This window comes from Telluria sp. AC161, from assembly GCF_979258535.1.
The window spans coordinates 4,617,224-4,638,242 of the sequence record NZ_OZ409861.1; the positions used below are offsets into that span (position 1 = coordinate 4,617,224).

General features: G+C 62.9%; 19 protein-coding genes and 1 tRNA gene. 4 read left to right on the forward strand and 16 right to left on the reverse strand.

Features of this window, described 5'->3' with window-relative positions; genetic code table 11:
• Nucleotides 1-60: 60 nt before the first annotated feature.
• The 9 genes from ACZ0AJ_RS20555 to ACZ0AJ_RS20595 all read right to left on the reverse strand — a co-directional run bounded on the left by ACZ0AJ_RS20555 (nt 61) and on the right by ACZ0AJ_RS20595 (nt 11,580).
• Complete coding sequence (locus ACZ0AJ_RS20555; RefSeq protein WP_499456294.1) at nt 61-1,368, reverse strand: sugar MFS transporter; 1,308 nt, start codon at nt 1,366-1,368, stop codon at nt 61-63.
• A gap of 10 nt (nt 1,369-1,378) precedes the next feature.
• Nucleotides 1,379-2,362, reverse strand: coding sequence for a glucokinase (locus tag ACZ0AJ_RS20560; protein WP_499456296.1), 984 nt, complete (start codon nt 2,360-2,362; stop codon nt 1,379-1,381).
• On the reverse strand, nt 2,359-4,878 hold the full coding sequence (locus ACZ0AJ_RS20565) for a glycoside hydrolase family 3 protein (protein WP_499456298.1): 2,520 nt from the start codon (nt 4,876-4,878) through the stop codon (nt 2,359-2,361). The genes ACZ0AJ_RS20560 and ACZ0AJ_RS20565 overlap by 4 nt, the downstream gene beginning before the upstream one ends.
• Before the next feature lie 31 nt (nt 4,879-4,909).
• Nucleotides 4,910-6,274: a GH1 family beta-glucosidase gene (locus ACZ0AJ_RS20570; protein ID WP_499456300.1), complete on the reverse strand. Its 1,365-nt coding sequence runs from the start codon at nt 6,272-6,274 to the stop codon at nt 4,910-4,912.
• Between the two features lie 132 nt (nt 6,275-6,406).
• On the reverse strand, nt 6,407-7,465 hold the full coding sequence (locus ACZ0AJ_RS20575) for a LacI family DNA-binding transcriptional regulator (protein WP_499456302.1): 1,059 nt from the start codon (nt 7,463-7,465) through the stop codon (nt 6,407-6,409).
• A gap of 60 nt (nt 7,466-7,525) precedes the next feature.
• Complete coding sequence (locus ACZ0AJ_RS20580; protein ID WP_499456303.1) at nt 7,526-8,587, reverse strand: ABC transporter ATP-binding protein; 1,062 nt, start codon at nt 8,585-8,587, stop codon at nt 7,526-7,528.
• A gap of 5 nt (nt 8,588-8,592) precedes the next feature.
• Nucleotides 8,593-9,423, reverse strand: coding sequence for a carbohydrate ABC transporter permease (locus ACZ0AJ_RS20585; protein WP_183554619.1), 831 nt, complete (start codon nt 9,421-9,423; stop codon nt 8,593-8,595).
• Nucleotides 9,420-10,313, reverse strand: coding sequence for a carbohydrate ABC transporter permease (locus ACZ0AJ_RS20590; RefSeq protein WP_499456304.1), 894 nt, complete (start codon nt 10,311-10,313; stop codon nt 9,420-9,422). The genes ACZ0AJ_RS20585 and ACZ0AJ_RS20590 overlap by 4 nt, the downstream gene beginning before the upstream one ends.
• Nucleotides 10,314-10,317: 4 nt before the next feature.
• On the reverse strand, nt 10,318-11,580 hold the full coding sequence (locus ACZ0AJ_RS20595; protein WP_499456325.1) for an ABC transporter substrate-binding protein: 1,263 nt from the start codon (nt 11,578-11,580) through the stop codon (nt 10,318-10,320).
• A gap of 359 nt (nt 11,581-11,939) precedes the next feature.
• Between ACZ0AJ_RS20595 and ACZ0AJ_RS20600 the strand changes: the two genes are divergently transcribed.
• Nucleotides 11,940-12,971, forward strand: coding sequence for a response regulator (locus ACZ0AJ_RS20600; protein WP_499456306.1), 1,032 nt, complete (start codon nt 11,940-11,942; stop codon nt 12,969-12,971).
• 91 nt (nt 12,972-13,062) lie between these two features.
• Here the strand turns inward: ACZ0AJ_RS20600 and ACZ0AJ_RS20605 are convergent, their stop codons facing one another.
• The 7 genes from ACZ0AJ_RS20605 to petA all read right to left on the reverse strand — a co-directional run bounded on the left by ACZ0AJ_RS20605 (nt 13,063) and on the right by petA (nt 18,447).
• Complete coding sequence (locus tag ACZ0AJ_RS20605; protein WP_499456308.1) at nt 13,063-13,683, reverse strand: PEP-CTERM sorting domain-containing protein; 621 nt, start codon at nt 13,681-13,683, stop codon at nt 13,063-13,065.
• A 488-nt stretch (nt 13,684-14,171) separates the two neighbouring features.
• A tRNA-Thr gene (locus ACZ0AJ_RS20610) sits at nt 14,172-14,247 on the reverse strand.
• A 26-nt stretch (nt 14,248-14,273) separates the two neighbouring features.
• Nucleotides 14,274-14,780, reverse strand: coding sequence for a ClpXP protease specificity-enhancing factor (locus ACZ0AJ_RS20615; RefSeq protein WP_499456309.1), 507 nt, complete (start codon nt 14,778-14,780; stop codon nt 14,274-14,276).
• A gap of 132 nt (nt 14,781-14,912) precedes the next feature.
• Nucleotides 14,913-15,524: a glutathione S-transferase N-terminal domain-containing protein gene (locus tag ACZ0AJ_RS20620; RefSeq protein ID WP_183554595.1), complete on the reverse strand. Its 612-nt coding sequence runs from the start codon at nt 15,522-15,524 to the stop codon at nt 14,913-14,915.
• 98 nt (nt 15,525-15,622) lie between these two features.
• Nucleotides 15,623-16,387: a cytochrome c1 gene (locus ACZ0AJ_RS20625; protein WP_499456311.1), complete on the reverse strand. Its 765-nt coding sequence runs from the start codon at nt 16,385-16,387 to the stop codon at nt 15,623-15,625.
• A gap of 30 nt (nt 16,388-16,417) precedes the next feature.
• Nucleotides 16,418-17,830 (reverse strand): cytochrome b, encoded by a 1,413-nt coding sequence (locus ACZ0AJ_RS20630; protein WP_499456313.1) that lies wholly within the window; start codon nt 17,828-17,830, stop codon nt 16,418-16,420.
• A gap of 2 nt (nt 17,831-17,832) precedes the next feature.
• Nucleotides 17,833-18,447 carry a ubiquinol-cytochrome c reductase iron-sulfur subunit gene (gene petA / locus ACZ0AJ_RS20635; protein WP_499456314.1) on the reverse strand — a complete coding sequence of 205 codons (615 nt, stop codon included), beginning with the start codon at nt 18,445-18,447 and terminating at the stop codon, nt 17,833-17,835.
• A gap of 224 nt (nt 18,448-18,671) precedes the next feature.
• Here petA and mscL point away from each other — a divergent pair, with 224 nt between their 5' ends.
• Genes mscL through ACZ0AJ_RS20650 form a run of 3 tightly spaced genes read left to right on the forward strand, consistent with a single transcriptional unit; the run spans nt 18,672 to nt 21,008 of the window.
• The gene (gene mscL, locus ACZ0AJ_RS20640; RefSeq protein WP_499456315.1) at nt 18,672-19,085 is read left to right on the forward strand and encodes a large conductance mechanosensitive channel protein MscL; all 414 of its coding nucleotides are present in this window, start codon (nt 18,672-18,674) and stop codon (nt 19,083-19,085) included.
• Complete coding sequence (locus ACZ0AJ_RS20645) at nt 19,082-20,293, forward strand: trypsin-like peptidase domain-containing protein (RefSeq protein ID WP_499456316.1); 1,212 nt, start codon at nt 19,082-19,084, stop codon at nt 20,291-20,293. Before mscL ends, ACZ0AJ_RS20645 begins: the two co-directional genes overlap by 4 nt.
• 28 nt (nt 20,294-20,321) lie before the next feature.
• Nucleotides 20,322-21,008: a DUF2461 domain-containing protein gene (locus tag ACZ0AJ_RS20650; RefSeq protein ID WP_183554585.1), complete on the forward strand. Its 687-nt coding sequence runs from the start codon at nt 20,322-20,324 to the stop codon at nt 21,006-21,008.
• Nucleotides 21,009-21,019 lie beyond the last annotated feature (11 nt).

Sequence of the window (21,019 nt, forward strand, 5' to 3'; positions counted from 1 at the left end):
GGCTGTGCCCAAAAAAATGCCCGCATCATGTGCGGGCATTTTTCATCGTGACAGCGACGTTTATTCCGTCACCACTTTCTGCTTGTGCAGATCGGCGTACTTCACGCCGTAGTACAGGATGAACAGGTAGCAGGCTGCCGGCACCAGGAACGAGATCTGCAGGCCGATGGTGTCGGCCAGGATGCCCTGGATGAACGGGACGATCGCGCCGCCGACGATGGCCATGCACAGGATGCCCGAACCCTGGCCCGTGAACTTGCCCAGGCCATGCAGCGCCATGCTGAAGATGGTCGGGAACATGATCGAGTTGCACAGGCCGACGGCGATGATTGCCCACATCGCCAGGCTGCCATCGGTGAAGATCGCGGTGAGCACCAGCGCCATCGAACCGAGTGCGGTCACGGCCAGCGACTTGCCCGGGCTGACGTAACGCATCACCGCAAAGCCAATGAAGCGGCCCACCAGCGCGCCGCCCCAGTACAGGCTGACGTAGCGGGCCGCGTCGGCATGCGACAGCCCGGCAATGTGCGGCTCGCCGATGAAGTTGATCAGGAAGCTGCCGATACTGACTTCAGCGCCCACATACAGGAAGATGCCCAGCGCGCCGAGCACCAGGTGGCGGTAGGCCATCGCGCCGCCCTTGCCGTCGACGGCAGCGGTGGTGGTGTCCTGGAATTCGATCTTCGGCAGGCGCGCCAATGCGAACAGCACGGCCAGCAGCGCGAGCGCCGCGGCCAGGCCCAGGTACGGGCCCTGCACGGCAGCTGCTTCGGCCGCGCGGTGCGCGATCCGATCGGCTTCCGGCAGCAGCGCCAGCTGATCGGCCGACAGCGCCACCGTCGACAGGATCAAAAAGCCCCCCAGCGCCGGCGCCACCGTGGTGCCGAGCGAATTGAAGGCCTGCGTGAGCGTCAGGCGGCTGGCGGCGGTGCGCGCAGGGCCAAGCACGGTGACGTACGGGTTGGCCGCGACCTGCAGGATCGTGATCCCGCTGGCCAGCACGAACAGCGCAAACAGGAACAGGCCGTAGCCGCCGTTCGACGCCGGATAGAACAGTGCGCAGCCGGTGGCCGCGACCAGCAGGCCGGCAACCGCGCCATTCTGGTAACCGAGGCGGCGGATCAGCGCGCCGGCCGGCAGCGAGACGACGACATAGGCGCCGAAGAAGCACAGCTGCACCAGCATCGCCTGCATGTAGGTGAGGGTATAGATCGATTTCAGGTGCGGGATCAGGACGTCGTTGAGTGACGTGATCAGGCCCCACATGAAGAACAGGATGGTGACGATGAACAGCGCCCCGGTATGCGTATTGCGTTCGCCGTCCGTCGCTGCACTGGCCACGGTCGGGGTCTGGATGGGATTCTGCATGGTCTCTCCGTTATTGGTGCAGACTAAAAATTTGATCCGACAGCATAGCCGAAACACCGCGCAAGGCGGGATATTGTTCAGTAATCAAGTAGGTCGGTATGCGCGCCAGATAGTCGCCCAGGCGGCCCTTGTCTTCGAAGCGCGCGCGAAACGCCGATTGCTCGAACAGCACACCCAGGCGCGGCACGATGCCGCCGCCGATATACATGCCGCCGGTCGCCCCGAGCGTGAGCGCGACATTGCCGGCCACGCTGCCCAGGATCGCGCAGAATACCCGCACCGAGCCCTGGCACTCGAGACATGACCCATCGAGGGCCGCCGTGGTGATGTCGGCTGCCTTCATGCGCCGGCTGGTGCGCGCCCAGTGGATCAGCTCCAGTCCCATGCCCGACAGCAGGCGCTCGGCCGAGACGTGCCCGTACTCGCTCCACAGCGCTTCGAGGATCGCGACCTCGTCGCGGTTGACGGGCGCGAAGCTCACGTGTCCCCCTTCGCCCGACAGCGCAATCCAGCGTCCGCCGGCCGGGACCACGCCCGAGACACCCAGGCCCGTACCAGGGCCGATCAGGCCAATGGTCCGGTTGGGCAGCTCGATGCCGCCGCCGATGCGCTGGCGCCCGGCGGGCGGCAGGTGCGGCAGCGCCATCGCCAGCGCAGCGAAGTCGTTGACCATCAACAGCGTGGTCAAGCCCAGTTCCTGGCGCAGCGCTTCGATCGAAAAGGCCCAGTGATGGTTGGTCATCCGGATCTCGTCGCCCTCGACCGGATTGGCAATCGCCAGCGCCGCATGGCGCACGCTGTCCACTGCCATCCCGCGCGCGCGGGCGCCGTCGAGGTAGGCGCGGATCGCGTCGCCGAGCGTCAGGTAGCTGGCGCCGGTCAGCACCTCGACGTCATCGAAGCCGCCAGCCGGATCGGATTGCAGCGCGAAGCGCGCATTGGTGCCGCCGATGTCGGCCAGCAGCCGCAGGCCGTGCGTTACCTCTGCTGTCATTTCAGGTCCTCGCAGCGCACGGCATCGGCCTCTTTGGCGGCGCCACCGGCGATCTCGATGTTCGCGAAGGCTGCAGTGAACGGGCCGTCGCTGGTCACGCTGAACGGCGTATCGACCTTGGTCAGGTCCAGCCCTTTAGCCTGGAAGCAGGCGAGCGGGATCGAGACCGTGTGCTTGCCGCCGTCGGCCAGGCGCTTGAACAGGCCCGTGGCGTCCAGCGCCGTGCCGCTCGCACCCTGGCGCATCGCGAGCATCACCTTGCCGGTTGGCGCCTTGGCGACCATGGTGTCAAAGCGCAGCGCGCCATCCTTCGCCGCCGCTGCCGGTACTACCATGGCGCGCGCACCGCGTGCTTCGAGCGTGGCCGGGCCGGTCCAGGCGCCCATCTTGGCATCCTGCTGGGTATTGACCTGCGCGGTCGTCACGACGATGCCCGGCAGCGTGAAGCTCGAATTCAGGTCGGCGCCCAGCACCGTGGCTTGTCCGCCGCTGCGGATCGCCAGCGGGAAGCTGGTGCGGTCGGCCTGGCTGAACACAGGGAACGTATTGCCAGCGCTGCAGCCGCCTTGCGGAATCGTTTCATCGAGCTTGCCGAGTTTCGAGCGCGTGCCCGCCTTCAGGCCGTAGCCATAGGCGAACAGCGGCGCGTAATCCTTGTCGCCGACGTTGAGCTTGACCTGGCAGGCCGACTTCGGCCACGAGAACGGCAGCGTGCCGCGGAAGTCATAGCGCTTGCTGCCTGCGATGAGCAAGTCCGACACGCCCTTGCCTTCAGAGCCCGGCAGCCAGGCCGAGATGAAGGTGTCCGACAGATTCAGCAGATCATTGCCGTACACCGGCCGGCCCGTGACCATCACGGTAATCACGGGTTTGCCCTTGCCGGCCACCGCCTGCAGCACGGCCAGGTCTTCCGGATAGCGGCTGCTGTGGCGCAGCGTTCCGGATGGGTGGATGTCGCCATCGCCTTCCGCATACGGGCGCTCGCCAATCACGGCAATCACCGTGTCGAATTGCGTCACGTCGACGTCTTTCGCGTCGGCGCTGAAGCGCACGTTGTCACTGCCTGCAGCTTCGCGAATACCGGTCAGGATGGTGTCGGCGTTCTTGAAATCGGCATTCGTGGTGGCGGTGCCCTGCCACGTGATCGACCAGCCGCCGCTCTGGTTCGCCAGCTCGTCGGCGCTCTTGCCCACGACGAGGATTTTCTGGCCGCGCTTCAGGGGCAGGGCCGGGCCTTCGTTCTTGAGCAGCACGAGCGACTCACGTACGGCCTGGCGCGCCAGCGCGCGTGCCTGCATCGCATCGTCCTTGCCCGCATACGCGTTCTGGGCCGGGCTCTTGTCGAACAGGCCGGCGCGCAGCTTGACGCGGATGATGCGGGTCACGGCATCGTCGATGCGCGCCATCGGGATCTCGCCCGACTCGACCTGCTTGATCGTGTTGGCGATGAAGGCCTTCCAGTCGTCCGGCACCATGAACATGTCATTGCCGGCGTTGACCGCCTGGGCGCAGCTGTCGTTGCGGCAGCCTTTCACTTCGCCGATGCCGTTCCAGTCGGTGACGACAAAGCCGTCGAAGCCCATCTTGTTCTTGAGGATGTCGGTGAGCGCCACTTTGCTGCCATGCAGCTTGCCATGCTCGACGCCGGCCGCGGTGTCGGTCCAGCTGTTAAACGACGACATCACGGTTTGCGCGCCCGCGGTCAGCGCCGGGACGTAGCCGGCGCCATGGATGTTGATCAGGTCAACGGCGCTGGCCTCGGTCACGCCACGGTCCTTGCCGTTCTTCGTGCCACCGTCGCCGATGAAGTGCTTGGCGGTGGCAATGGTGTTGGCGTCGTCCTTGAACGCGCCCTGCATGCCTTTGACGTACTCGCCCGCGTAGCTGCGCACGACTTCGGGATGCTCGGCATAGCTTTCATAGGTGCGGCCCCAGCGATCGTCGCGCACGACGGCCAGCGTCGGGCCGAACACCCAGGCGATGCCGGTCGCGCGCACGGCTTTCGCGGTGGCCGCGCCGATCTCACGCATCAGCTTCGGGTTGCGCGCTGCGCCCAGCCCGATATTGTGCGGGAACAGCGTGGCGCCCGGCACGTTGTTGTGGCCATGGACCGCGTCGGTGCCCCACACGACCGGCACCTTGATTGCCATGTCGGTCTTCATCGACGCGTCGTGGTACGCCTGCGCCAGCGCCAGCCATTCCTTCGCGCTCGCTGCCTTGTTCCCGTTCGGCCAGCTGCCGCCGCCATTGAGCACCGACCCCAGATAGTATTTGGTCACGTCGGCCGGCGTGGCAGTCTTGATCTCGGGCTGCGTCATCTGGCCGATCTTCTGGGCCAGCGTCATCTTGCTGACGATCTCCTGGACGCGCTTCTCGAGCGCGGCATCCTTCTTGATCGTGCTGGTCACGCGCGGCCAGTCGGCCAGGTTGGTGTCGACCGGGGCGGCATGCGCGAAAGCAGGCAAGGCAAGGGCGATCGCAAGGGCGAGCAGGGAAGGGCGAAGCGTGGCTGTCATGGTTTGTCTCGTTCGTTGTCGTTATTGAAATTCATGCCTGGCGCAGGAACGCGCCGTACCATTTGCCGCTGCTCTTGAGGCGGCGTTGCTGCGTAGCGTAATCGATGTGCACGAGGCCAAAGCGCTTCAGATAGCCCTCGGCCCACTCGAAGTTATCGAGCAGGCTCCACGCAAAGTAACCCTTGACGGGTGCGCCGCCGTCGATCGCGGCCTTGAGCGAGGCCAGGTGGCGCATCAGGTAATGGCGGCGCTGCACATCATCGATCTCGCCGTCGGCGCCCACCACGTCGTCAAAGGCCGAACCGTTTTCAGTCACGTACATCGGGCCCGGGTGGTAGTCGTTCTCGATGCGCAGCAGGAGTTCGGCCAGGCCCTCGGGCACCACGGGCCAGCCCATCGCGGTGATCTCGCCTGCGGTGGGCGGCAGCACCTTGGTGTCCAGCGGCGCGTGGCCGGCGGCATGCGCGACGGTTTCGGGGAAGTAGTAATTCACGCCCAGAAAATCGGTCTTGACCGCGATGGCGTCCATGTCGCCCGGCGCGACGTCGGGCGCGGCAGCGCCGACCTGCGCGAGCGTGGCTTCAGGATAGCCACGGCCGAACAGCGGATCGAGGAACCAGCGATAGCGCAGGCCGTCGTGGCGTTCCTTTGCCGCGCTGTCCTCGGCGCTGTCGCTCGCCGCGCGCAGCGGGTGCAGGCTGACGGCCATGCCGACCTGTGCATCCGGCACGTTCGCGCGGATCAGCGGCACCGCCTTGCCGTGCGAGACGAGCACATTGTGCGCGACCTGCAGCGCTGCCTTCAGGTCGGTTTTGCCGGGCGCATGCCAGCCTTCGAAGTTGCCGATGATCGCCGTGCACCATGGCTCGTTGTGCGTGATCCAGTGCTTGACGCGGTCGCCCAGGGTGCGCGTCATGGCGTCGGTGTAGTCAAGGAAGGCGTCGATCGTGGCGCGGTCTTCCCAGCCGCCCGCATCCTGCAGCGTTTGTGGCAAGTCCCAGTGGTACAGCGTGGCCCACGGCTGCAGCCCGCGTTCGAGCATGCCGTCGACCAGGCGCGAATAGAAATCCAGGCCCTTCTGGTTCGGCGCGCCGCCGCCTTCGCTGAAAATGCGGGGCCAGGCGATCGAGAAGCGGTAGGCGTTCAGGCCCATGCCGCGCGCGATGTCGAAGTCTTCCGGCCAGCGGTGGTAATGGTCGCACGCGACCAGGCCGTTGGAGCCGTCGCGGATGGTGCCGGGCGTGGCGGCGAAGCGGTCCCAGATCGATTCCACGCGGCCGTCGTCGCGGCCGGCGCCTTCGATCTGGTAAGACGATGTGGCGCAGCCCCACAAAAAATCGCGGGCAAAATCGCTGCGCTGCGGCGCTTGTGGCTCGGGGCGGTTGGCAGTGGTCATGGGTTTCGCTCTATCTGGTCAATAAGGTCTGAATGAAAATTTTCGGGAAAACATCCAAGTCATTTGGAAAGCTTTCCAGTTCGTGTCCAAAAAAATGGCCGCGCGCGGCCGGTGCTGGCTGGGCCAGCGGTGTCATGTTTTCTTGCCCTCGTGTTTGGCTTTGGCTTTGGGTTTGGCCTTGCTGCCGGCGGCCCTGGCCAGCGATGCACGCATCGTCACGCTGACGGGGAACGTGCGCGCCACCGGGCGGCCCAGCTCATAGCAGCGATTGAGCAGGGCGTTGATGCCGGCCAGCGTCATCTCGCGCCACGGCATGTGCACCGACGTCAGGCGCGGCGCCGCGAATTCGGCGCTGGGCGTGTCGTCGTAGCCGATCACCGACAGGTCGCGCGGCACGCTGATGCCGGCTTCCTGGAAGTACGACAGCGCGCCGACCGCCATCTCGTCGTTGGCGCAGAACAGCGCCGTGCACGGGGTCTTCGATTCGACCAGCGCCTTGGCCGCCAGCCACCCGCCCTGCGGCGAGAAGTCGCTTTCGGCGATCCAGACCTCGTCGGTATCGAGGCCTTCGGCCAGCAGTTCGTGCATGAAGCCATCGACACGCGCCACGTTGTCGATCAGCGCATTCGGGCCGGCGATGACGGCGATGTCGCGGTGGCCATGGTCGAGCAGCGCGCGCGCCGCGAGGCGCCCGCCCAGCGCATGGTCAACCGTGAAGCACTGGCCGGGCAGGTCGGCGAAATCGTGGTTGAGCGAGACGATCGTGCGGCGCTTGGCGCCCAGCGCGGCGATGTCGTCATCGGTCAGTGCGCTGGTCATCATGATCAGGCCATCGCAGCCGCGCTCGATGAGAAACTCGATACCTTCGATGGCCTGGTTGCGCGCGTCGCCCAGGCCCACGCCAAATGCCACCACCATGTGCAGGCCGGCCGCACGCAGTTCGGTATCGATGATCTGCAGGATCGGCGTGTAGAAGGTGCCCGACAACACCGGGATATAGACGCCGACCATCCGGCTGGTACCCGACAGCAGGGCGCGCGCCGCATGCGACGGGCGAAACCCCAGTTCGTCGATCGCCTTGCGCACGCGCTCGAGCGTGGCGGGCGATACCGAGCCTTTGCCGCTGACCACGCGCGAGGCGGTGCCGAGACCGACGCCGGCCAGCCGCGCTACGTCCTTGATTGTCGCCACGTGCGATTCCTGTTCGATGAGTGGATCAAAATAGCCGCCAAGCATACTGTATTCATCTGACTATGGCATCCCTGATTGCACGCGATTGCCGGTGGACTGCTCGAACAATGACACCCTGTCCGTATCGATCGCGAAACGCACCGACTGGCCGGCTGCCAACGGCCGCGCATCGTGCACGATGGCGGATAAAGCCTGGCCGGCGCAGTCGAGCCACACCACCTGGTGATTGCCCATCGGCTCGACCAGCGTGACGCTGGCCTGCAGCGCGCCATGCTCGTCGATCCGGAGATGTTCGGGACGCGCGGCCAGCGTCACGGCGCCCGCCGCGACGGGGCGCGCCAGCTGCAGCGTGACGCCGCCGGCGCTGAAGGACCCGGCCACATCGATACTGCCGTCAACAAAATTCATCGACGGCGAACCGAGAAAGCCCGCCACGAAGCGGTTTGCCGGCGTCTCGTAGACCTCGGCCGGCGTACCGATCTGCTGGATGCGGCCACCCTGCATCACGACGATGCGCGTCGCCAGCGTCATCGCCTCGGCCTGGTCGTGCGTCACGTAGATCATCGTCGAACCCAGGCGCTGGTGCAGCAGCTTGAGTTCGCGCCGCAGTTCGGCGCGCAGCTTGGCGTCCAGGTTCGACAATGGCTCGTCGAACAGGTAGACGCCCGCTTCGCGCACCAGCGCGCGCCCGATCGCGACGCGCTGGCGCTGGCCACCGGAGAGCTGTGCCGGCTTGCGATCAAGCAGGGCGCCCAGCTGCAGCATCTCGGCCGTGTGGCGCACGCGGCGCGTCACTTCGGCCTTCGGCGTGCCGGCGATGCGCAGGCCGAACGACATGTTCTTCTCGACCGTCATCGTCGGATACAGCGCGTACGACTGGAACACCATGCCGATCCCGCGCTCGCTCGGATCGGCGTGGCTCATGTCGCGCCCGCCGATTTCGATGGCCCCGCCCGAGACATCGATCAGGCCCGCGATGCTGTGCAACAGCGTGGATTTGCCGCAGCCCGATGGGCCGAGCAGCACCAAGAATTCGCCCGGTGCGATTTCCAGATCGAGGTCGCGGATGATCTCGTTATTGCCGCGGGTGATGCACAGTTTGCGCAGATGGACATTCGACATGAGGGTCAGCCTTTCACGGCGCCGGCGGCGATACCGCGCACGAACCAGCGTCCGGAGATGAAGTAGATCACCAGCGGCACGGCGGCCGTCAGGATGGTGGCGGCCATGTTCACGTTGTACATGCGGGTGCCGGTGGTGGTGTTGATCACGTTATTGAGCTGCACCGTCATCGGCAGGTTCTCGCGGCCGGCGAACACCAGGCCCAGGATGTAATCGTTCCAGACGCCCGTGACCTGCATGATTGCAGCGACCACGATGATCGGCAGCGACATTGGCAGCATCACCTGCAAAAAGATGCGCCAGAAGCCGCCGCCATCGATGCGCGCGGCCTGGAACAACTCGTGCGGCACCGACGCATAGTAATTGCGGAACAGCAGCGTCATGAGCGGCATGCCGAAGATGACGTGCACGACGACGATCGCCGGCAGCGAGCCGAAGACGCCGGCATGCGCCATCATCCACACCAGCGGATAAATCATGACCTGCACCGGAATGAAGGCGCCGGCCAGCAGCACGCCAAACAGCAGGTTCGCGCCGCGCGGGCGCCAGAACGACAGTGCATAACCGTTGATCGCGCCAAGCAGGATCGGGATCACGGTGCTGGGGACGGCGATCGCCACCGAATTCCAGAAACCCTGGCTGACCGCGCCCCAGGCCGCGCGCCACGGGTCCAGCGTGGCCACGCCGGGCAGGGCGAACACATTGCCCATCCTGATCTCGGCCATCGGCTTGAACGACGTGATGACCATGACGTACAGCGGCAGCAAAAAGAACAGGGCGGCGCTCAGCAAAAAGGCGTAGATGCCGATGCGGGCCGGCGAAAGGCGCGCTGTCATGCGTGCCCGCCGTTCAGGCGCGCGCGGCGGCTGCGCGCATACGCATACGGCGCGAGCAGGGCCAGCACCGGCACCAGCAGCGTCACGGCGCCGGCCGATGCCAGGCCGATGTTCGAGCGCAGGAACAGATGGTCCATGATGAACTTGGCGGGTACTTCGCTGGCGATGCCGGGTCCGCCCTGCGTCATCGCGACGACGGCATCGAACAGCTTGACGACGGCGGTTGAGAGCAGCAGGAACACGGTCGCCACCGTGGGGCCGAGCATCGGCAGCACGATCTGCAGGTACACGCGCCAGGCCGGAATGCCATCGAGCCGCGCAGCCTTGTAGATCTCGGGATCGATGCCGCGCAGGCCGGCCAGCATCAGCGCCATGACCAGCCCCGAAGCCTGCCATACGGTGGCGATGACGACGGTGTAGATCACCAGGTCCTGGTGCACGATCCAGTCGAACGAAAAACCGGGGAAGCCCAGCTGGCGCACGGCGCCTTCGATGCCGCTGCCGGGCGCCAGCAGCCATTGCCACACGAGGCCCGTGGCGATGAACGACATCGCATACGGATACAGGAACACGGTGCGCAGCAGGCCTTCGCCCTTGACGTTCTGGTCGATGAACACGGCCAGCAGAAAACCGATGACCATGCAGGCGACGATGAACACCGCGCCGTAGACGGCCAGATTATGCAGCGAGAGCAGCCAGCGCTCGTTGTCGAACAGGCGCACGTACTGCGCCACGCCAATGAATTTATCGGACGGGAAGGTGCGCGAGGCCGTGAACGACGTGCGCAGTGTCCACAGCGCGCCGCCGACGTAAGCCAGCAGCACCGTCAGCGCCATCGGCAGCAGGGCGATATGGGGACTGAGGTGCCGGGAGAGTCGGGATGCGTGCATGGCGTCAGTACTTCAGGGCGCGGGCAATGCTGCGCTGGACCTTCTCGACGCGCGTGTCCATATTCCAGTACGCGGTCAGGATGTCCTGCATAGCGCCGTTCTGGTCGGGCGTCAGATAGACCTCGGTCACGCCGACCTGGCGCGTGCGGTCCTTGATGATGGCCACGCCCTTTTGCGCGCACAGGTCGAGCTCATTGGACTGGGCATCCAGGCGCACGGGGATCGAGCCTTTCAGCTTGCTGAAGGCGATCTGCAATGCGGGCTGCGAGACGACTTGCGCCAGCAGTTGCTGGGCCTTGATGGCGTCCGGCTTGTCGGTGCGCGGAAAAACGAAGACGTCGCCTTGCATCAGGTAGGGCGTATCGGGCTTGAGGCCGGCGATGCAGCCGTAGTGCTGGCCGGGCAGCTGGCCGGCGTTGGTGAATTCGCCCTTGGCCCAGTCGCCCATCACCTGAAAGCCCGCACGGCCGCTGATGACCAGCGCGGTGGCGTCGTTCCAGTTGCGGCCCGGCGCGCCGGGATCGACGTACGATTTCATGCGCTTGAAGGCCAGCAGCACGTCGCGAAAGGCGGGCGAGAGGATCGTGGCCTGGTCACGGTCGCGAATCACTTTCAGGTACAGATCGCGCCCGCCAATATTGGCGAGTAGAGCCGAGAACAGCACGGTCTCCTGCCACGACTGGCCGCCGTGGGCGAGCGGGATGAGACCCGCGGCCTTCAGTTTGTCGAGCGCGGCGAAAAGTTCGGGCATGCTCGCCGGTTCACGCGTGATGCCGGCCTTCTTGAAGGCGGCTTTCGAGTACCAGATCCACGTCTGCATGTGGATATTGAGCGGCACCGCGTAGTAGTGGCCATCGTGCTTGATGACGTCGATCAGCGGCTCGGGCAGGATGCGGTCCCAGTCCTGGGCCTTCGCGACGGCGTCGACGTTGTTGAGCATATTCTGCTCGATGACGTCGGTGAACTGCCTGGAGGTGTTGAACTGCGCAGCGGTCGGCGGATTGCCGCCAATGATGCGGTTGATGGTGACGGCGCGCGACTGGTCGCCGCCCGCGATGGCGCTGTCGATCCACACGCCGCCGGCAGCACGAAACGCCTGGGCGACCTGCTTGACGGCGTTCGATTCGCCGCCGGAGGTCCACCAGTGGATGACTTCTGCTGTCGGTGCGGCCGCACTGGCTGGCGCGCTACCGAGCACGATACTCAGCGCACCTGCAGCGGCGCACAACCATGCGCAGGCTGCTGCCAGGTTGCGGGATTTGACCATCTTGTCTCCGTTCAGTGCCATGTTTTTTTGGCACGTTGGAAACGTTACCATTGGCTTTGCCTGACTATAGCATCGGGTCAATTGACGGTCAAACTAAACTTGCGGATTGGGGCAGCGACCGAAGCGGAAAAAACGCACATGGTTTTCTTCCTCGTGTAGAGTAATAGTTAATATTTCAAGCGGCGAAAAAGGTGGTTGCCGCACCTGGCGGTTGCATGACGCTTCGGAGGCATGTTGAGAAATTCGAAAATATTTCCACGTGTACGATACCTCGGGATCTATGTTGATCGGGCAGGCCTGTTTGCCTGCCACGCTCGCGCAACATCAATCGCGCTGACCATTGCGCATGGCAGCCGCCCATGAGTCGCCCGGTCATTTTACTTGTCGACGATGAGCCCGCCAACCTGGCCATGATGCGCAAGGTGCTCAGCGATGACTACACGCTGGTGTTTGCCCGTAACGGCGCCGAAACCATGGCGGCGCTCCACAAGCATCGACCGGCCATGGTGTTACTGGACATCGGTCTGCCCGACATCAACGGCTACGACCTTTGCCTTAAAATCAAGCAGAGCGATACGACCGGGACCATCCAGGTCATTTTCGTAACGGCGTACGCCGACCCCGTGAATGAAGCCGCCGGGTTCTTTGCTGGCGGCGTCGACTACATCACGAAACCCGTGTCGCCCCCGATCGTGCGCGCGCGCGTCGCCAGCCATTTATCTCAGGTGCGCGCGGAACTGCTGGCCAGGAGCTACCGCGAGGCCATCTCGATGCTGGGCCAGGCAGGGCATTTCAACGATACCGATACCGGTGCGCACATCTGGCGCATGGCCGCCTATGCAAAGGCGCTTGCCAAAGGAGCAGGGTGGAGCGCCGAAGACAGCGAGCAACTCGAACTGGCAGCGCCAATGCATGACACCGGCAAAATAGGGATTCCCCAGTCCATCCTGCGCAAACCCGGTCCACTGGACGACGCCGAGTGGGCCATCATGAAAACCCATCCGCAGATCGGCTACGACATCCTGAGCAAAAGCGCTGCACAGGTGTTCCAGCTCGCCGCCGAGGTGGCGTTGTATCACCACGAAAAGTGGGATGGCAGCGGCTATCCGGCCGGCCTGGCCGGCGAGGCCATCCCCCTATCGGCGCGCCTGGTGGCGCTCGCCGACGTGTTCGATGCCCTGAGCATCAAGCGCCCGTACAAGGAAGCGTGGGGTGTCGACAAAATCGTGGCCTATGTGGATAGCCGCTCGGGGACGGATTTCGATCCGGCGCTGGTGGCGGTGTTTCACAGGACGCTGCCGGAGTTGCTCGATATACAGCAGACGTGGGATGCGCGGGATGGTGAACTGGACCAGGCGTCGGGGATGATCCAGAAAAAAAGCCCAGCCTGAAAGGGTGGGCTTTTTGAAAGCTGGTACCGACTACCGATTTCGGATTGGCTATTATTTTCTGTTCTGTCGCGTAACGTTCTTCGCAGTTTCTTTACGCGCGACGCCGGCGGCGCAAGCCCGCTATCAGAGCAAGTCCGGCGCCCAGCAAAGCGATCTGGCTGGGTTCTGGCACTTCGGCAGTCGTCAGGCGCAAATTATCCAGATTCAGGATGTAGTTTGGATTGTTCGGCAAGATCGAGAATCCAAAAATTAACTCGCTCGATGTGACTGAAAGAACACCGCGCAGGAAGGCACTGCCAGCCAGCGGATTGGTCAAGGTGTCGGAGGTCAACACATTGCCGTCGCGCCCATAGGCCGTTAGCGTAGCATCCCAGTACGAATAGCTGTCGATGCTGATACCAGTCACAGCGGTAGTGAAGTAACCAATCGGGTTGGTCGAGCTGATGAAGTGATTCAATGGATCACCATTGAAAAAATCAGCCTGCATCAAGGTGCCTTGGTTAAACATCAGACCGATTTGCTCGTACTGGTTGCTCAATGGCTGCAATTGATAATTGCCGGAGGGCGTATCGTCCGCAGTGCCGAGCACGCCATCAATGCCTGGCAAGGTTTCAAAGTCAATCAGGATTTCACCGGCATGGCTACTAGCGGCAGAACATGCCAAGGCCACAGAAAAGAGCGTAGGAATTACATGTCGCAAGAACTTAGGCATTGATTTTCCAGTAAGGGTAATTGCATTATCTGTGAGCACCTTGCAATATTGACCCACCGCAAGATTGAACTTTAAGGCTAAGCACAAATTGGGCCACTTTCGTAGTTTCAATAAAATCAAGCAGTTATTACGCGCTATAGAAGCCTTTCAACTGGGATGTAAGTATTTTCGACAGATATATCCATTTTTTGCGAGCTGAAGTAAGTCCGTCATCCGCCGAAATGGCTTTCCTCGACCATTTCGCGTGAACGGCTGCTTGGTATGGCTGGCAGGGGATATCCGGCTCGTTCTATGCGCTTGCGAGATTGCGTTGCACCTTCACATGCTATGTCGTCGACAAGCGCCATTTGGACTCCTCGATCGTCCATGCACTGCGTGAAAGCGCTTAATCCGTCGCCTGGATTGTTCAAGCCGGGTATACACGAGTTACATGGCACCCAGAAAGCAAAAGGCCCAATCCTGAGGATTGGGCCTTTTGCTTGACTAACTGGTGCCGGCTGCCGGTTTCGAACTGGCCACCTGATGATTACAAATCAACTGCTCTACCAAATGAGCTAAGCCGGCGTGATCTTTAGAGCAAGAATTATACGCTATTTGATCCGCGTGAGGGTCGGTCGTCCACCCTTCTTTGGTGGCTCGTCATCGCCACCCGACGGCGGAGTAGACACTTCCGTATCCGGCACCACCGGCGAATCCACGCCCTTCGATGGCACCGCCGACAGCGCTGGCCCCGCAGGCGCCGTACCCACTTCAGGCGCCGATCCATCCGACGACGCAGCAGGCAATGCACCCACTTCGAACGCCATCCCCTGGCCATTTTCATTGGCATAAATCGCCAGTACATTGTGCACAGGGATGTAGATTTCGCGCGACACGCCGTTGAAGCGTGCCCGGAAGTGGACTGCGTCGTTGTCCATCTTCAGCGCCGAGGTGGCGCCGAAGCTGATGTTCAGGATGATCTCGCCCTTGCGGACGTATTCCATCGGCACCGTCGTCGATCCATCGACCTTGACTGCGAGGTAAGGCGTAAAGCCACTGTCGGTGCACCATTCGTAGATGGCGCGCAGCAGGTAGGGTTTGGTGGAGATCTCTGACATGGTGGTATGGGCTAGCAATACAGGCAAAACGGGCGTTCGCGCCAGTCTATCGGATTCGCCCGAAGAACGTCCGATTCCGGCGCGTACGGTGCGGCTGAGGACAGGGGCGGCAACAAGCCCGCCCCAGGTCCATCAACGACGCATCACTTTCTCGGACGGGGTCAGCGCCTCGATGTAGGCAGGGCGCGAGAAGATGCGCTCGGCGTATTTCATCAGCGGTGCAGCCGTCTTCGACAGTTCGATACCGTAGTGATCCAGGCGCCAGAGCAGCGGCGCGATAGCCACGTCGAGCATCGAGAACTCATCACCCAGCATGTACTTGTTCTTCAGGAACAGCGGTGCCAGCGTCGTCAGGCGGTCGCGGATTTCGGTGCGGGCCTTGTCGTGGATCTTGTCGTTCGACTTGTTGCGCTCGCTTTCCAGCGTGTGCACGTGGACGAACAGCTCTTTTTCGAAGTTGAACAGCATCAGGCGGGCACGGGCGCGCATCAGCGGGTCGGCCGGCATCAGTTGCGGATGCGGGAAGCGCTCGTCGATGTACTCGTTGATGATGTTCGATTCGTACAGGATCAGTTCGCGCTCGACCAGGATCGGCACCTGGCCGTACGGGTTCATCGTCGAAATATCTTCCGGCTTGTTGAACAGGTCGACGTCGCGCACTTCGAAGTCCATGCCCTTTTCGAACAGGACGAGGCGGCAGCGTTGGGAGAACGGGCACGTGGTGCCGGAGTAGAGAACCATCATGGTTTATAGTTCCTTAAGAAACAAAGGGGTGCAGCGCCGAGCACTCACCCCAGAGAAATGATTGCCCGTATTATAGCCAACCGGACAACGAAAGCGAATTACTTCACTTCTTTCCAGTACGATTCATTCAATCGCCAGGCCAAAAAGGCGAAAATCGTCAAGAACAGGAGCACGAATGCCCCCAGTCGCTTGCGTGTTGCCTGGGCCGGCTCGGCCATCCAGACCATGTAGGCAACGAGGTCGGCCGTGGCGGTGTTGAACTCCTGCTGGGTCATGGTGCCGGGGCTCACTTGCTCAAAGCGGGCGAAGGTGTGAACCATCTTGCCGGCTTCATGCGGATCGGGCTGCTCCGTGAACTTCGCCGTGCGGATCCCCTGCTGCAGCCACATGGCGTGCGGCATCGCGACATTCGGCACCACCATATTGTTCCAGCCGGTCGGGCGCGTCTCGTCCTGGTAGAACGTGCGCAGATAGGTGTACAGATAGTCGGCGCCCGAGCCGCCTGGCGACGCCTTGGCGCGCGCGATCACCGACAAATCCGGCGGCACCGCGCCGAACCAGGCCTTGGCATCGTTCGGTCGCATGGCCGTGGTCATCATGTCGCCGACCTTGTCGGCAGAAAACAACAAGTTTTGCCGGATCTGGTCGTCTGTCAGGCCCAGGTCGCGCAGGCGGTTGTAGCGCATCGACGCGGCCGAGTGGCAATTGAGGCAGTGGTTGACGAACAGTTTGGCGCCGTTCTGCAGCGACGCCAGGTCGGCGCGGTCCGGGGCGCGGTCGAGCGGAAAGCTGCCTTCGGCGGCGAATGCCAGGCCGGGCGCCAGGGCCAGGATGGCGATCAGTTTTTTCACAAGCAATGTCATGGGATGTCCTTGTGCGCGGGTCCGAAGGCGTCAGTGCGGGGTGAAGGTGACACGGGTCGGCACCGGCTTGAAGGTGCCCATCGTGCTCCACCACGGCATCAGGAGGAAGAACCCGAAGTACGCCAGCGTGCACACTTGCGAGATCAGCGTGAACGCGGCCGTCGGCAATTGCGTGCCCAGATAGCCCAGCGTCACGAACACCACGGCAAACACCGCATACACCCACTTGTGCCAGTCGGGACGGTAGCGCAGCGAGCGGGCCGGCGAGTGGTCCAGCCATGGCATGCCGGCAATGATCATCACCGACGAGCCGAACAGCACCACGCCCCAGAACTTGGCGTCGAGCACCTGTGGCAGCATGCCGATGACCAGCAGCAGGCCGACCACGGCAATGATCGCCTTAGTTGTGAAGGCCAGGCGCGACTTGAACCAGATGAACACCACGTAGGCCGCGACCGCTGCCATCAGCACGTACATGAAGTCGGCCGTCGTGGCGCGCAGCACCGAATAGAACGGCGTGAAGTACCAGGTCGGCGCGATGTGCGACGGGGTCTTCATCGAGTCGGCCGGCAGGAAGTTGTTGTACTCGAGGAAGTAGCCGCCCATCTCTGGGGCGAAGAACACGACCGCCGAGAACAGCAGCAGGAACACGCTTACGCCGAACAGATCCTTGGTGGTGTAGTACGGGTGCGACGGGATCGTGTCGAGCGGGTAGCCGTCCGGGCCGATGTGGTCCTTGACTTCGATGCCGTCCGGATTGTTCGAACCCACCTCATGCAGCGCCGTCAGGTGGGCCACTACCAGGCCGATGATGACCAGGGGCAGGGCGATCACGTGGAAGGCGAAGAAGCGGTTCAGCGTGGCGTCCGACACCACGTAATCGCCGCGGATCCACAGCGACAGGTCGCTGCCGATCACGGGAATCGCGCCGAACAGGTTGACGATCACCTGCGCGCCCCAGTACGACATCTGGCCCCACGGCAGCAGGTAGCCGAAGAACGCCTCGGCCATCAGGCACAAAAAGATGCCGAAGCCGAACAGCCAGACCAGCTCGCGCGGTTTGCGGTACGAGCCGTACATGAGGCCGCGCGCCATGTGCAGGTAGACAACGATGAAGAAGGCCGAGGCGCCGGTCGAGTGCATGTAACGCACCAGCCAGCCCCACGGCACTTCGCGCATGATGTACTCGACCGAGCCGAAGGCCAGCGCCGCGTCGGGCTTGTAGTGCATCGTGAGGAAAATGCCGGTGACGATCTGCAGCACCAGCACGAGGGCCGAGAGCGAGCCGAACAGATACCAGACGTTGAAATTCTTGGGCGCGTGGTACTTGCCCCACTGATCGTTCCACAGCTTGCTGGCCGGAAAGCGGTCGTCGACCCAGGCCAGTGCCTTCTGCGCCGCCGGTGCATCGGCGGGCAGCTTTGTCTCCTTGAACGCGCCCATGGTTACGCCTCGCCTTTCTCGTCTTTGCCGATCACGATCCTGCTGTCGGAGAGATACATGTACGGTGGGACATCCATATTCGTCGGCGCCGGCTTGTTCTTGAAGACGCGTGCGGACAAATCGAAGGTCGAGCCATGGCACGGGCACAGGAAGCCGCCGGGCCAGTTGTCGGGCAGGTTCGGCTGCGGGCCGGCCGCCAGGCGCGATGACGGCGAACAGCCAAGGTGCGAGCAGATGCCCACGGTGACCAGCACTTCCTTGTGTTCGACGCGCGAGCGGTGGGGGTTCTTGCAGTATTCCGGCATCTCGAGCTGGAATATCTTTTCGGAGGCGGGGTCGGCCAGTTCAGCCTGGTCTTTTTCAAGCGTGGCCATCATGGCGGGGGTGCGGCGCAGGATCCAGACCGGCTTGCCGCGCCATTCGACGACTTTCATTTCGCCGGGGGCGACGTCGCCGATATCGACTTCAACCGGTGCGCCTGCGGCCTTGGCGCGTTCGGATGGCTGGAAGGTGCTGACCAGGGCTCCCGCCGTGGCCACGCCGACGACGCCGCCCGCGGCGCATGTCGCGACCAGCAAGCCCCGTCGACCAGGATCGACCTGCTTTTGAGTACTCATACCAACCCCACTCCGTGAATATACGAATTATAAGAATTAAGTCCGAGCTTCCAGCTTGCAAAATTATATGTGAACGGCAACACCTATAGAAAAAATATTGTCTTGCCTACACGCCTTGGAAAAATGGTCTTTTGCACCATCCCGGCGCCCCGCCGGACGCCGTCGCCGAGAGGCATCGGTTATCATGCAACAACTTATTTCAACAACAATGAGAGGGGTTAATCATGGCAATGATGGACGAATTCAAGAAGTTTGCGATGCGCGGCAATGTGATGGACCTGGCCGTCGGCGTGATCATCGGTGGGGCCTTTGGCCGCATCGTCGATTCGCTGGTCAAGGATGTCATCATGCCGCCGATCGGCGCGCTGTTCGGTGGTCTTGATTTCGCCAATTATTACATTCCCCTCAACAACCAAGGCTATAACCTACCACTTGCCGAGGCACAAAAGGCGGGTGCCGTGCTGGCGTACGGCAATTTCTTGACAATCATGCTGAACTTTATCCTGCTTGCATTTGTCATCTTCCAGATGGTACGCCTGATGAACCGCCTGCGCGGCCCGGTCGAAGCGCCGACACCGGCTGCCACGCCCGAAGACGTACTGCTGCTGCGCGAGATCCGGGATGCCCTCAAAAAGTGAAAGATGACATCGTCCGCGACATAAGGCCCCCGCATCCGTTGCGGCGCTTCTGGGTCCGTTCATGGCTGCTGTTTGCGCAAACGGTCACGGTGGTGCTGGCCATCTGGTTTGTCGTGGCCGCGTTGCGGCCGGCCTGGCTCGAGTCGACGCCGGCGCCGAAGCAAGTGCAGGTGGGCACGCCGGGCAAACCGGTGCCGATGCTGCAGGCGCCGCCCCGGCCCGCCACCGGCAGCTACCGCGACGCTGCCGCCAAGGCGATGTCGTCGGTGGTCAATATCTACACGAGCAAGGCCTCGCGCGAAGCGCATCCGCTGCTGAAAGACCCGCTGTTTCGCCGCTTCTTCGGCGGCGACCGCGCGCCGCAGGACGAGCAACTGGCCAGCCTCGGCTCGGGCGTCATCGTCAGCAGCGACGGTTACATCGTCACCAATTTCCATGTGATCGATGGCGCTGATGCGATCGAGGTGGGCCTGGCCGATGGCCGCAAGGCCGCGGCAACGCTGGTCGGCACCGATCCGGAGACCGACCTGGCCGTGATCCGCATCAAGGAGCGCAACTTGCCGGTGATGGTACTGGGCGACCCGGAACTGGCGCGGGTGGGCGACGTGGTACTGGCCATCGGCAACCCGTTCGGTGTCGGCCAGACGGTTACGATGGGCATCATCTCGGCACTGGGGCGCAATAACCTGCACATCAACCACGTCGAGAATTTCATCCAGACCGATGCCGCGATCAACTTCGGCAACTCGGGCGGGGCGCTGGTCGATACCAATGGCCACCTGCTGGGCATCAATTCGGCGATCTACTCGCAAAGCGGTGGCTCGGTGGGCATCGGGTTTGCCATTCCCGTGTCCACCGCCAAGAGCGTGCTGGACGCCATCGTCAAGAACGGTGAGGTGGTGCGTGGCTGGATCGGCATCGAGTCGCAGGACATCACCCCCGAAATGGTCGAGAGCTTTGGCCTGACTAAACGCAGCGGCGCCATGATTGCCGGCGTGGTGCGCGGCGGGCCGGCCGAGCGTGCCGGCATTCAGCCGGGCGACATCCTGGTGGCAGTTGCTGGTAAAAAAGTGGCTGATACGAGCGAGATGCTCAAGCTGGTGGCCCAGCTCGAGCCGGGCGCGTCCGTACCGATGACGATCGTGCGCCAGGGGCGCGAAACAGCGATCGCCGTCAAGGTCGGTCGCCGTCCACGCCAGACGCCCTGAACTTCTTGAATTCTATTTTCGGACCCACATGCACCTGCGCGACCTGACGCAATACCTGAACGAACTGACCGAGAGCAATAACCGCCCCTGGTTCATCATGAACAAGCCGCGCTACGATATCCTGCGCGAAGAATTCCAGGAGGTTGTCACCGAGCTGATCCGTGCCATCACGGCCTTCGACAAGCAGGTTGCGGCCTGCAACCCGAAGAAGGCGATGTTCCGCATCAACCGCGACATCCGCTTTTCAAAGAACAAGACGCCGTACAAGACGCGCTTTTCGGCCGGCATCACGCCGAACGACAAGCGCCGGCCCAGTGCAGGCGGTGGCTCGACCTATTATTTCCAGATCGATGCCAACGGCAAGCTCGGTTTTGGCGTCGGCGAATACCTGCCGCCACCGCCGCGCCTGAAGGCCATTCGCGAGCACGTGGTCAACGATGCGACGGGTTTTGGCAAAATGTTGAAGAATAAGCATCTCCGCGCCACCTATGGTGACCTCCTGGACGAGGACAAGTTGCAGCGTCCACCAAAGGGTTTCGATGCGGATCATCCGCATGTCGAGTACCTGAAGCTGAAAAGCTTCTTCGTGTGGACCGAAGTCGATCTGGCGCTCAATGCGCCGGAAAAGCTGGTGCCGCAACTGGCGCAGGGATTCAAGGACGCGTTTGCGCTGGTCACCTGGCTGCGCAGCGTTCCAGAACAACACGACGAATAGAGGAGGGCGAC